At 54.5% G+C, this 12779-nt stretch carries 12 protein-coding genes, 1 tRNA gene and 1 pseudogene; 8 read left to right on the top strand and 6 right to left on the bottom strand.

The window, feature by feature from the left end; all coding sequences use genetic code 11:
* The first annotated feature begins 18 nt into the window (after positions 1–18).
* The 4 genes from BM352_RS17705 (at position 19) to BM352_RS17690 (ending at position 1294) form a co-directional block, all read left to right on the top strand.
* The gene (locus BM352_RS17705) at positions 19–381 is read left to right on the top strand and encodes a hypothetical protein (protein ID WP_090219584.1); all 363 of its coding nucleotides are present in this window, start codon (positions 19–21) and stop codon (positions 379–381) included.
* A gap of 12 nt (positions 382–393) precedes the next feature.
* Positions 394–744, top strand: a complete 351-nt coding sequence (locus BM352_RS17700) for a hypothetical protein (protein WP_090219582.1) — start codon at positions 394–396, stop codon at positions 742–744.
* Between the two features lie 10 nt (positions 745–754).
* Entirely contained in the window at positions 755–1168 is a 414-nt protein-coding gene (locus BM352_RS17695; protein WP_090219580.1) for a hypothetical protein, read from the top strand.
* Positions 1169–1217: 49 nt separating this feature from the next.
* Positions 1218–1294 (top strand) — tRNA-Arg (locus tag BM352_RS17690).
* 133 nt (positions 1295–1427) lie between these two features.
* Here the strand turns inward: BM352_RS17690 and BM352_RS17685 are convergent.
* The 5 genes from BM352_RS17685 to BM352_RS17665 all read right to left on the bottom strand — a co-directional run bounded on the left by BM352_RS17685 (position 1428) and on the right by BM352_RS17665 (position 9547).
* The gene (locus tag BM352_RS17685; RefSeq protein ID WP_090219577.1) at positions 1428–1799 is read right to left on the bottom strand and encodes a hypothetical protein; all 372 of its coding nucleotides are present in this window, start codon (positions 1797–1799) and stop codon (positions 1428–1430) included.
* Between the two features lie 9 nt (positions 1800–1808).
* Complete coding sequence (locus BM352_RS17680) at positions 1809–2513, bottom strand: hypothetical protein (RefSeq protein ID WP_090219576.1); 705 nt, start codon at positions 2511–2513, stop codon at positions 1809–1811.
* Positions 2514–3325: 812 nt separating this feature from the next.
* Complete coding sequence (locus BM352_RS17675; protein WP_090219574.1) at positions 3326–6415, bottom strand: efflux RND transporter permease subunit; 3090 nt, start codon at positions 6413–6415, stop codon at positions 3326–3328.
* On the bottom strand, positions 6412–7536 hold the full coding sequence (locus BM352_RS17670; RefSeq protein WP_090219572.1) for an efflux RND transporter periplasmic adaptor subunit: 1125 nt from the start codon (positions 7534–7536) through the stop codon (positions 6412–6414). The genes BM352_RS17675 and BM352_RS17670 overlap by 4 nt, the downstream gene beginning before the upstream one ends.
* Before the next feature lie 511 nt (positions 7537–8047).
* Positions 8048–9547, bottom strand: coding sequence for a di-heme oxidoredictase family protein (locus tag BM352_RS17665; RefSeq protein ID WP_090219569.1), 1500 nt, complete (start codon positions 9545–9547; stop codon positions 8048–8050).
* Between the two features lie 344 nt (positions 9548–9891).
* Here BM352_RS17665 and BM352_RS17660 point away from each other — a divergent pair, with 344 nt between their 5' ends.
* The 3 genes from BM352_RS17660 (at position 9892) to BM352_RS17650 (ending at position 11303) form a co-directional block, all read left to right on the top strand.
* A complete protein-coding gene (locus BM352_RS17660; protein WP_090219567.1) occupies positions 9892–10305 on the top strand; it encodes a hypothetical protein in 414 nt (137 codons plus the stop codon).
* 78 nt (positions 10306–10383) lie between these two features.
* Positions 10384–10770: a hypothetical protein gene (locus BM352_RS17655; RefSeq protein ID WP_090219564.1), complete on the top strand. Its 387-nt coding sequence runs from the start codon at positions 10384–10386 to the stop codon at positions 10768–10770.
* A gap of 53 nt (positions 10771–10823) precedes the next feature.
* On the top strand, positions 10824–11303 hold the full coding sequence (locus BM352_RS17650; protein WP_245781016.1) for a helix-turn-helix transcriptional regulator: 480 nt from the start codon (positions 10824–10826) through the stop codon (positions 11301–11303).
* Positions 11304–11593: 290 nt separating this feature from the next.
* Here the strand turns inward: BM352_RS17650 and BM352_RS17645 are convergent, their stop codons facing one another.
* Complete coding sequence (locus BM352_RS17645) at positions 11594–12010, bottom strand: VOC family protein (RefSeq protein WP_090219561.1); 417 nt, start codon at positions 12008–12010, stop codon at positions 11594–11596.
* A gap of 553 nt (positions 12011–12563) precedes the next feature.
* On the opposite strand from BM352_RS17645, the pseudogene BM352_RS18850 reads away from it, so the two are divergent.
* A pseudogene (locus BM352_RS18850) lies at positions 12564–12776 on the top strand (TRAP transporter large permease); the annotation flags it as partial.
* Positions 12777–12779 lie beyond the last annotated feature (3 nt).

Raw genomic sequence — 12779 nt, 5'->3', positions numbered from 1 at the left:
TGAGGGGCTTAGGAACCGATGGGCAACTTTTATCGGAATGTCATTCTTGGAACCGCCGCCAGTTTTATGCTGGTTGTAATGGCGGGCTACGCGGTCACCAGCACAGAAGAGCCGCCGATGGTCTACACAACGGTCGACGAAAACGGTGCAAAGTCCGCAGCCATTGGTGAACGAGATCATACGTTCTCTATGACAGCGAAAGGCGCTTATGCCACTGAGATCAGCTTCGTCGACAGTGTCCGCGCTTGGTTCGGCGTAGATATCGAAGCCGAGAGACAAGCCGCACACCGCAAATCAGAACTCCGCAAACTCGAACTGCGTCGCAAAGGGCACAAGACCTACAACACACGCACTAAGGGGGTTCTCTACAATGGCTCTTAGGGAGGGAATGCCATGCTAACCAAAGTCGTTTGGAAAATGGCGCTTTTCAGCTTCAGCATCTTCATGTTGCTTTTGACCATGGGCTATGGGCAAGGCAACTACACCACACCTCAAAACTGGGCGATTTTCTCGGGACAAGCCAAGATTGCTCAGCCCGGCGCGCGGGTTTCGGGATTTCGATCCGTTGCGCCCGAAGCCGCGGCGGAAAAAACGATCTGGGACACTATTCGTGACACGACTGAAGAATGGATGGGCGGCGGCAATATGATGAGCGGCGGTAGCGACTCCGGCAAAAGCGAGCTTCAAAAACTCAACAGCCGTACCAAACGCGTCAACGCAATGGCAAAGATGCAATCACTGTAAGGTTTTCCTGATGAAGGCGATCGGTAAAGCAATCACATACATGGCGCTCAATGTTCTGGGGCTTGGCATTGTGTTCACGATCATGGCCTACGACATGCCCGGTGTTTATCCGGGGATTTCGGATGTACGGGCCTTCCTCAGCGAAAAACTCGGCAAAGGCCCGGCACCAGAAATGTCCGCGTTGCAAAGGCTGCGTGAGCGCAATGCGAGGTTGCCGCTTAAGGCGCAATGGCCAGGGGCGCCAATTGGCGGAGGAACGACCTACGGCATTTTAGACGTGTTTCGGATGAAGGAGGTTTTCCTGCCGAAAGATCGCCCGACCGAGCCACTACGGACCCGACCAGGGGAATACAGTAACGGCGCAAAGTTACCCACTGTTGGCGAAACCCGAAAATCAAACAACGTTCTTCGCACAACCGACTAAAATGCGCTTGCATTGCGGGGGGGGCGGGGTTACATCGCCCTCACCCCGCGCGCTGGTAGCTCAGTTGGATAGAGTACTTGACTACGAATCAAGGGGTCGGGGGTTCGAATCCTCCCCAGCGCGCCACTTTTTCCATTGTCAGACGACACATAGTTTTGACCCTTATGTTGTAAGGACTCCATCTTCGTGGGCCGCGCCGTAGCGCGGCCGAGAGCTCTTTCGCGCGCGTGTTCCTTGGAACTCGTGCCGAGACGATTGATTATTTCTCGTTAGGGCTACACCGATCATCGTCTAGTGGCTTGGCGGCGTGTGCGACGCTGTCCTTTGCGACAATTTCTGACAGGTCAAATGCCCGATGAGCTGCCAGATCTGTCCCGGCCGCAATATCCGCACCGACCATGCTCGCGACAGAAGCGCGCGCGATATCTGGAGAGATTTGCAGGACGAATTCGATGCACTCATCCTCTGCTTTCTTTTTGGTGTTCTTCAAGTTGCCGCGCACAGCCACTAGAACTGGATCGGCGTCGCGATGGACGACCACATCTTGCAGGTTATACTCTTTTGCAATTTCGATGACGCTCTCAACCAAAGCATCGGCGAGAACTTTACGGTTTCCAGAATTGCAGTTCATGATTTTCTCCTATCTCATCAATACGATTGCAGCTTCATTGCGAACTTCAGCCACGTCATCAACGCCAGACGTTCTGCCGTCGCCCGGCAGAAAATAAATGTCGTTGAAACTGAATGTCGAAAATGGCGCAATGGCGCTCGTCAGCGCGGACTGCAGGGGAGCTACTCCGTTAGGGATTCCGGCATTTAGGCGGCTTGCAACTTCACCGCCGCACAATCCGGCACCCTCGGTCCGGTTCCATTCCCAGTGATCAACTGAAGCCACAAGGTTCCCACTCGCATTGAGGCGAATGAACAGGTAATAATGGATCGTCGCTTCAGTATCATTTCCGCCGGCAAAACAATACCATGGTAGATCAATATTGACTCGGAATGACAGATCCACAAGCACCCGCCATGCAGGGTGTCTGGCTGGTTGATTTTGCCCGCCCCAAGTGGCGCTATACGGGACCATGCCAGCTCGAATGCCAGTGATCCGTCGGGCTCCCGATGGAAGGTTGGCGTCGAGGATGCGCCGATTGGCGCTGGTATCAAGCACCGGAACGAGGGCGATCACGATGTCCGAATCCTGACGAACGCGCGCAAGTGATGCTTTGCGGTTGCCAAAGGTCCATGTCACCCAAGCCCATCCATTTGCGGGGAAGCCGACGCTGTTACAATTGGCTGCCCCTGTGAAGGAACTTTTTTCGAAAATACAGCTCGTCAATGTAGGCATAACAACTCCTCAAAAATTTTTGCGCTGAACATGATCCACAAGGTCATATGCGAAAAAGAAATTTACAGAAAAATCGTGCCAAACGCGGTTTGCGGTAAGCGTTCGGCTTAAAGTCGGGGGATAGAAATTTTTAAGCCGAACAAAAAAATACTATCACAATTCGACGTCGTTTCATAGTTTATCAAGCTGTCTCGCAGCTCATGAGGAGCCGAACGTCCAGCTTCAAATGAACCATCCCGGTTTTTTGCAAACTGTTAGTTACGTTTTCCAAACAGCAAAACCGTCTGTCTCCAACTGCTTATAGTATGCGCGATCTGCTTTTCTGGCCGGAGGATTTTCATTTTGCAAAGGTGGTGTTTCATGCCGACTCGATCGGGTTTCTCACTCGATCGGGCCCTCTGCGATTGATGGCATCTGATCTAACTAATTCAATCACCGGTTTTGCAGAGGCGTTGTCATAGGAGGCGCCGACGGTGCTGCGCGATGATTCCAGCCCGACTTGGGCCAGCGGCGCGGTATATCTGATCGACTTCGATTGGGACTCGCGGTCCGTTTGGTGAAAGAGGCTTTCCACTGGGTTGCGTGCATAGACGCTAATGCTCGGCTCAGGTCTTCGTGCCCATCACCAGTGCTCTTGCTGCTGTGCTTCAGGCAAGCGTGGGGTGCAGCGAGTAAAGTGCAGCTTCAGATTAGAACCAGGAATTCTCGAGCCAATTTTCGGCGGAACTCAGGATGCACGAAGCAGCGTATCTGAAGCGCGTTACTCAGTGGTACGTTGGGGCAGGGGAAGTGCCAGAGATTGAGTGCTTTTTCTACGCGCCCAAGACCGCCTCTGTTTCATCCCGAAGCCGTTTGGCAGAGGCGCCTGGTGCTGAACCCCAAACGGCGATCCAGCGATAAAAGATTGGGGTCAAGAAAAGGGTGAACACCGTGGCAAAGCCCAAGCCTCCGACGATAACCCAACCCACAGCGATGCGCGCTTCGGCGCCCGCCCCCGAAGTCAGGACGAGGGGCAATCCGCCAAACACCGTGGACACCATCGTCATCATCACGGGGCGGATGCGCAAGTGCATCGCGTTGCGTATAGCGCTGTCGATGTCCTCTCCGGCCTCTCGCAACTGATTGGCGAACTCCACAATCAGAATGCCGTTTTTAGCCATCACACCGATCAGCATCACCAGGCCGATTTGGCTGTAGTAGTTCAATGATCCGCCGGTAATGGAAATCGCCAACAACGCTGCAGCAAGCCCGAACGGCACTGTCATCATGATCACAAGCGCACTGGCGAAACTTTCGAATTGTGCAGCCAACACCAACAGAACAACGATCAAGGCCACTCCAAAAACGGCGTACATGCCAGCCGCAGTGTCATCCAGTGTGGCGGCCTCGCCGGTTAGAAGTATGCCCATGCCATCGGGTAGGACTTCTTGCGCAATGGCCCGCATGCGCTCCACCGCCGTAGAAAGATTGACTCCTTCGCCGAGATTGGCCTGCATGGACACCGCCAACGCGCCGCCGTACCGTTCAATCTGTGCCTCGCTTACAACCGTTTCCAGCGACGCCACGGCCGACAGAGGAATGTATGCGCCGCTGTCCAGCCTGATCGATATGGAAGCAATGTCGGACGGATCATTAATCGGTGGGCCGCCCGGGACGACATTTACGTCGACCTCTGTGTCATTCGAGAAGACGCTGACGGCCACCTCGCCTTGCACCAAAGCCCGCACAAGCTTTGTGATGTCAGAACTGTTCAGGCCCATGTCCCCCGCGGCGCTATCATCCACCGTCACTTCCAATTGCGCGTCAACACTGTCGTTGGAAAGTTGCGGGTTTGAGAACGTTCCGTCTAGAGACATTGCAGCAACAAGATCGTCGGCGGCTTTCGTCATGTTCTCAAGGTTGGTCCCAGTGATTGCGAACCCGAGCCCTCTACCTGCGCCGCGGATGTTCAGGCTGTTGGTCGAGCGCGCGCTCACCTGTATCCCCGGAACGGTCGACAACTGACCGCTGATCTCGGCGATCAACTCCTGCTGCGTGAAATCACGGTTCGCCCAATCGGGTAGGCGCACGACGATAAACGCGCTTGTCCCGCCGCCCACGCCGATGATGCTCTGCACTGCTTCGATCTGGCCGTTGTCGATATATGGGGCAAGAATGTCTTCGACCAACAGAACTTGGGTGTCGAGGTAATCGACCGTCGTGTCCGATGCGCCACGTGCCTGAACAATGAAAAATCCTCGGTCTTCGTTTGGCGTCACTGTCGAGGGCAATGTCATCGCTGCGCCAACTGCGATCATGGCAAAACCGAAGGCCACGGCGAGAATGAGCAGGGGTGTTCGGATCGCGAAATCAATCACCTGGTCGAAGCTGCGGGACAGGCGGCCTGGAGGGGTGCCTTGGTCATTCGCCTTTGATTTTCCCGGATCTAGCAAAGCAGCCAAAACCGGCGCGAGCGTTAGCGCAGTGATCGACGATAAGGTGACGGCAAACGCCAGAACGAAGCCGAACTCGGAAAACACGCCGCCTGCCTGTCCGGGCAGAAATGAGATCGGGATGAAAACCGCAGCCAAAGTTGCCGTTGTCGATATGACTGCGAAAAAGACTTCGTTGGTACCGGATGCAGCGGCAGCAAATGCCCCCATCCCCGACTTACGTTTCCGAACAATGTTTTCAATCACCACAATCGCGTCATCCACAACCATCCCCGTCGCCAGAACAAGCGCCAGAAGACTGATGGTGTTGACCGAAAACCCCGTTAGCCAAATTGCGGCAAGCGTGCCGATTAGCGCGACTGGGATCGTGATGGCGGGAATTAGCGTTGCCCTTGGCGAGCGTAGGAACAAGAAAATGACCGCGATCACGATCACGGTCGCCAGCAGGATGGATTTCACAACTTCGTTGATAGACCCTTCTATGAAAATCCCGTCGTCTGACGTGATAAGAAGCTGCACACCTTCGGGAAGCAGAGCACGCAACTCATCGACGGCTGCTGTTACGTCCCGGGAAATCTCCAGCGTATTCCCGACGGATTGCCGCGTGATATCAAGCCCAACGGCGTTTTCGCCATTTACTCGCGCGTACACACTCGTTTCTTCTGGGATCAACTGAACAAAGGCGACGTCGGCCACTTGCGTTGTGTCGTTGACAGGCAATTCGTTGATGGACTTAACGGTGACTTCTTCGTTGCCAACCCGCAACGAAAGGGTCTGGGATTGCGTCGAAAGTGAACCCAAAGCTGTGTCATCGCGCAATTGCTCCAAGGCAGTCGAGACATCAAAGATAGTCAAACCACGGCTCAGCAACGACGGCATATTCACGGCAACGCGGAATTCGTTGGCTCGGTTACCACGCACCGTGACTTCAGCGATGCCGTCGATCAGAGACAGACGCTCATAGATCGGGCCTTCTGCAATCTTGGTAAGATCATCAAAGTTGGCGTCCCCCAGCAAAGCCAGACGGATAATCGCGTCCGAATTGCTGTCGCTTTTGCTGACGCTGGGATCGTCGATGTCGTCGGGTAGAGATCGCAGTGCGTCCGATACGATTTCGCGAGCCTCATTGGCGGCAATGTCCACGTCCGTTCCGTCCGATAGGTCAATCGTGATGCGGCTTGATCCTGCACTCGAAGTTGACTCGATATACGACATCCCTTCGAGGGCACTCAATGCGTCCTCAAGAACCTGCGTGACCTCAGTATCGACGGTTGTCGCCACTGCGCCGTCATAAGTGGTTCGCACGGACAAAACGGGTCGATCTACATCGGGCATTTCTCGAATGTCGACGCTGCTCAACGCCGCTAGACCGGCGATAATAATCAGAAGGTTCAAAACGATGCCGAGGATCGGTCGCGCGACGAAAGTGTCAGCAAAACCCGCCTTGTGCGCTCTCTTCTCTATGCTCATGAACCTTGAGCCTCTCGGGGCTGTGCCGTAGCGATTTGAGTGCCGTCCCGTAACTTCGAGGCACCTTCAACAACAATCTGCGCACCCAATGATGCGGCTGTTTCTATCCAGACCCGATCGCCTTCGCGATATCTAATGGTGACGGGAACACGGCTGGTCTTGCCATCCTCCGCAACCCAAATACCCGCGCCTGAGCGGTCCCATGTGATCGCGGTAGATGGCACGACGGGGAGTGGGGCGGTCTCTTCGTACATGCGGGTCGCAAAGGTCATGCCGGACAACAGCAAGCCTTCGGAATTGTCGATTTCGGCCTGGACCGTGGCGCTGCGAGTCACGCTGTCGAGGCGGCTGTCGAATGCTGTGATCCTACCCTCGAACACGCGCCCGGCATAAGTCGGCGTTGACACGAAAACCGGTTTACCTTTGGCCAACAGCCCGATCGAGCGTTCGGGAACCTCAAATTCCGCCAACAGGGTCGCGGACTCGTCAATCGTTACGATCAAATCACCGCTCGACAATCGATCGCCGACGTCGACGTCGCTCAGGCCGAGGCGTCCGGAAATTGGCGCGACTATTGTACGGTTTTCCAACGCAAGTTCGGCCAACCCGACATTGGCTTGTGCCAGCCTCAGTGCCACTCCGGCTTCGGACAGGGCGACGTCAGTAACGACAGAGCTGCCGTTTTTGTGAAGTCCTTCATAGCGCGTAACAGTAGCCTGCGCTTGATCGCGGTTGGCTTGCGCGATTTCAAGGGACAGACGCTGGGTACGATCATCTAAGCGCAGAATAATATCGCCCTTCTCGACCAGATTATTTGCTTCGAGCGCTGCTTCGACAACTTCGCCTGCTTCAGTCGACATCACATCGGCGCGGCGCAGTGAAATCGCACTACCAACCGCTCGCAATACGAGCGTGTAAGTGCTTTCCTCAAGCGGAGCGAGAACAACCGTAGTCGACCGGCCTGGCCCGCGTCGAACGGCATTTTTACCCCGCGTCTGATTGGCATTCTCAACTGGCGCGCTGCCAAATATCAGGGCGACCTGTTCAGGCACCCCAAATGCGATGCCGTAAGAGCCCGCAAGGACGCCCAACGAGGCAATGACAACAATCAGTTTTTTCAAAGTCTTCCTAGCTCCTAAATTCACGTCATATCTTGGGGAAGGTTTGGCGAAAATGTTGTGCCACCTAGTTGTGCTTCACATCATGCTTTCAAACACATCATCACGTTGAAACCATCTGTGCCGGACAACGGCTATGACAATGTGCCCGAACGCCACCGCTGCTAGAACCCATCCCATCTCGCAATTGCCATGCTCTAATCGAATACTTGGCGAACTAGGCCAAATCTGTCTGCACTGTCTGATAGAGTGATCATGAAGCAAGCTTCCTAGTGATTGTGCTCCCCTTACTACGGGCGATGTGGCCAACTCCGTCGATATTATTTCAACTTTTTTGTAACGTGAATTCCATGACCATCATGGCGGCATTTTCTTGGGGCACTACGGCCTTGTCATTTGCCATTGCCGCGGATCGTGCAAAGTCTCCGAGCGGCGCAGCACTACCGTGAGTGCGCGCTGAGCGAAACTCTGACAATCCTGCCGATGGTGGTGAGTACCGAACGGTCAGATGACCTCAGTTATCTTTTGGATTTTGGAACATGGTCAAGCTTTCCAGAAACGAGACGAGCTTCCCTTGTTCGAGCGGTTGCAGGGCCTTAAATGCCACAGCGCTGTCCTTCGCGTCCCCGCCGTGGCTGATGATGGCGTCTTTTAGGCTTGTGGCGCGACCATCGTGTAACCATGGTCCTGTCGCCCCGACACCTGCAAGGGACCGTGTGAGAAATTTGCTAGCGCCTAAGCCAAGTGGGTCGCTTGGATCGGCCAGTTCAGGTCCCATATCGTGGCGTTTGAAATCAGTGAACCAACGCGCCGTTGGTTGCCCATCTCCATCCATTTCCAACGCGCCAAGGTGATACGCCGCTCCGTCTTGCAAAGTGATCACATTGTTGGGTTGATCGCCATTCAGATCAAATGCCATGCCATTGGTCTGCGTAAAGCCATGGCTTTGCGGGTCAGATCCATCTGGAAAAGCCACATCAAAGAAGCCTGCGACGACACTGGGTTCACGGAAGACTGTGTCTTGCAGAGGCATTGATGGGGTGTGACAGCTTGCGCAACCGGCATCAGCGAAAAGCTGTTCGCCTGCGAGGATTGCTGAGCTCTCCTGCGCGCTTAACTCGATCAAATTAAGATCGGCCAGTTCCATTTTGCTCACGGGACGTTCGAGCGCAGCCATATACGTTGTCAGGGCGGTCATGTCCCCGACGGTTAGCTCGTCTGTTACGCCGTCGAAATCACCATCTTGATCGCCGACCAGCTCCACCGCTTGTAGGCCAAGTTCATTATGGGCAGCACCGCGCGTGAAGGCGCGGATCGTGGAATGGTTACCCTTCCAGCCGAAGGGCTTGATCACCAGATCGGAGTCGATACCCTTCAATCCTGCGCTGTCGATCTCTATTGTGCAGGGCTCCTGGCGTGTGCGGGTTAAGATCAATGTTCCGTAATCCACTCCCTTTGAACTCAACTTTGCGGAGGACTTTCCGTTGCTGCAGGCCGCCTGACGCGCGGCGTCACGTTGCAGGTAAAGGTCGGTGGTAATCTCTTCTGCCAGCCTTTGAGGGATGCCTAAGGCAAAGAGCGGCAAGGTATTGCGTTCAAGATACTGGCTGGGATCACCGGAATGAGCCGGGTCCACAACGACATTCAAAGCGATGTCGCCCGCGCCGTTCGCAAAGGGGGCGTTGTGGCAGGCGACGCACGACGTAGCATTTGCCCCACCTTCACGTTTCGGAAAATGGCTTGCCCATTCCATTGGCCCCTTGAGGTCAGCACGTGGGAACCGGGTGAACCTGCGTCCTTCGCCGATGTAGGCTCCAACGCCTTGGTCTGCGCCAAAGCTGAATTCGGTCAGCTTGTCCCCTGCTTCAAACGCTTCAAGAAAAGCGGCGACGGCCTCTCCGTCTTTGATCATTTGGGTGAGCGCGCGTTGGTCGACTGGTGGTGGTGCGCTATCTCCTTGGGCCGCGATTGGCAGGAGGCTCATCATTAAGGCTGTAAGAAAAATCTGACGCATGCTTTGTCCATTTTATGTGGTGGGGTGAGCCCTGATAGGGCGCGACTGACCGCAGGAAGTGACGGGAAATTCTGCGCGCCACTATTGGACAAAGGGGCCGTATGAGTGGCCCTAAGCCAAAGTGATAGGACAGCTGACGTTTCGAAAAATTGGGCTTCTTAGCCATTCCGGCTGCGCGGTTTCAACCGCTGAGATCGCCAAAGAATAGCTCTATGACTTTGGCTTAGGGCCGCGAAAACCCGACCCTAGATCAATATCGCAAGTGCTTGAAGTCGTCCAACACTGGGACATGCCACGGGGACTTCCAGCCGTGTTCAAAACCTTAACAGTGAGAAGAACTGACTATGTCCAACCCTTTCAACACGTCCGCAATGAATGTGGTGGCAGCCGTTTTGGCCCTTACCTCTACGACGCTCACATTTGCCGACGAAATGCTGATTATCGACCCAAATTCAGGTGAAGCCGTCTTTTTTACAGAGTCGGCGTCCGAAGCCTACTCGCAAGGCCTGCGCAATGACGATGGCGGCGCGTCGGCGACTAAGGGCTATCGAACCCAGATATACGATCTGGCGTCCGACTTACCAGAGGGGGGTGCAGGTGTTCTCGTAGTCGACCCAATCACTGGCGAGGTGGTTTCCTTGACTGACATCGATGTCTCAAGCCTAAGCGATGATGATCGCCGTTTCATTGGGGATCAGTTGTTCTTTCAGGGGATCGGCCCGAACCATGCAAGCCAAGGCGATCTCATCTTCAATTAGACCTGAGTCCACGGTGTATCAGTTGACATGCTGCGCAGTGACGGCTTAGCCAAACCACGCGACCAAAGGAAAGAACTCATGAAGTGGAATTTACTGGCCTCGGCAAGCATTTTGACAGTCTTGTGCCTGACCTCCGCAGCATACGCGCAGGACACTGTCGCCGACGCAGTTGTCGCGCGGCTTCAGTCGAACGGCTACACGGTCACAGAGGTTCGAAGATCTTGGCTCGGGCGCATTGTGATTACTGCACAAAGTGAAACGAACGAGCGTGAAGTTGTTTTAAACAGAACGTCGGGTGAGATCTTGCGCGACCAGACTTTTGCAGTGACCTCTCCGTCAACAGGTGCTCCGGCTCGCCCGACAAGCTCTAAAGGTGGCAAGCCCGGGCCAAAAGGGCCTGCTACACCTGACGGGAGCGCCCCTGGTGGCGGGACTGGCGGCGGTGGCATTGGCGGGAACGGCTAAAACAACGTGATGTCAAAAAATCAAACGTGGCGCAGCATTGCGCAGGTCAAGCTATGCTGACCCGTCCTTGGATCGTGTGGGTCCTCGTCATTATTCAAGGTCTATGCGGTGCTTACTTCCTTTGGGAGATCGTGGCCTCTGTTTTGGGTATTCCATCGGTTCCGCTCCGGTGGAATGCACGCGAACTCGTCGAAGCAGGTGCCAGCGTCGGCTTAATTCTTGGGGCCGTACTTGGCATCCGTCTGGCTTTGGTCGCCCAAAGCGCCACGCACCGCGCCGAAACTGCACGACGTCTCACATCTGGTGAGTTCGCATCCGTGGTCGAAGACTACTTTGCCAAGCTTGGCCTGACGAACGCTGAAACTGAAGTCGCATGGTTCGTGCTGAAGGGTATGTCATTGTCCGAAATCGCAGATTTACGGCAAACGCGCGTTGGGACAGTGAAGGCACAATGCACGGCTATTTACAGAAAGGCAGGAGTCAGCGGCAAGAGCCAGCTCTTTTCGCTGCTGGTCGAAGATATTCTATTGTAAATAAAGAACTTTCATTCTTGCTGGTTGTGACCGTCAACTTACCGTTGGACCGAGGGCGGCGACGTCGCAAGGAGGGGAGCTTCAGGTTCGAACCCGACTTGCCGAGATGCCGGAATGCGGCGCATGGCTGTTATCACGGGGGGAGATCGTTCAGCACCCCCTTTTGTCTTCATCGAGGATCATGGTGGTTTGAAACTTCGCAGTTGGGCCACGCTTCAGAAATCGCGTTTTGCTGGCTGACCCATATGTTTGACCCGCGAACACGGCGCTTTCGAGCCTTAGGAACTATGTTATCCCTCTCGTCCGGGTTCGTTCGGATCGTTGGAGAACAGGGCTATCTTGTTGCCTTGAGGATCACGCAGGTATCCAACATAAAAGTGGGGACCATACGCAGCGCGAAAACCGGGCTGACCCTCGTCATGGCCGCCAGCGGCAAGTGCGGCGGCGTGAAGATCACGAACCTGATTTTGGCTGCGAGCCTCAAATGCAACCATGGCACCGTTGCCAGCTGTTGCCGGATGTCTGTTGAAGGTTGGTTTGACGTAGAAATCCGGCAGTTGAAGTGTTTGCCCGGGTTGTACAGGCAACACGTAGCTAAGTCCTTCAGCACCTTCTTCCAGCCCATAGTCAAGGGCAGGGAGGAACGCCGAATAAAACCGTTTCGCTCGGGCAATATCATCGGCACCGACTGTAACATAGGCTATCATCAACGGTTTCCTTGCCGAGATTTGGATATCGAAATGAGATTATCGCAATAGGTTTGGCCAGCAAATAATTCGGCACACCATTCGATCCATTGTTGAATGTGGCGTTGTGCCGTTGCAGCATTGTGGACGCCACTGGTCTATCGCGCAATGGGTCGGACTAAACTTCATCGGCTATTTCAACCTTTAGCCGATACCGCTCACCTAAGTGGATTTGGGATGCTCTCGTGTTGGGTGTCGAGGATCAACCGAATGCTTCTGCAATCAACGCAATTGATGTCACAAGATCTCGCCCGCCGGTTACGGAAATAGATCGATAGATGCGGGCCAACATAAAGCGACTTGGCAACGAAGGACTTTATCCAAGCCTCGCAGGGTGACGTGACCCAGTTTGCAACCGTGTCTGCCGTCAGATTATATCTATGTGGTTTGCTACATGGGGCAGCACATAGTAATTTTGGTCCCAGGTCCCCTCCAACTTTGAGCGGACACCTTGGGGGATATCCGTCGCGTTAGGCGGGCATCTTTTAAGTAAGCCCGTGCGTAGAGGCCTGATTTTTGCATCACGATGATAGACCCTCCAGGATTGGGTTTTATTACGTCACCCCTTGGCCTCAACCTTTTTGTGGTGTCGGATATAACTGGTGAACCGATGCTGACGATCACTGTGCGAGCGATTCCGTTTGTCTTGTGCATGTTAGTGGTTGTTTTATTCACCGCTTACATGCCTGCCGCTTCCACGGCCCTTCTGTCTGATCACAATAAATAGGAA

The organism is Litoreibacter janthinus, assembly GCF_900111945.1.
Lineage (GTDB): Bacteria > Pseudomonadota > Alphaproteobacteria > Rhodobacterales > Rhodobacteraceae > Litoreibacter > Litoreibacter janthinus.
This window is presented reverse-complemented; position numbering and strand designations above follow the sequence as displayed.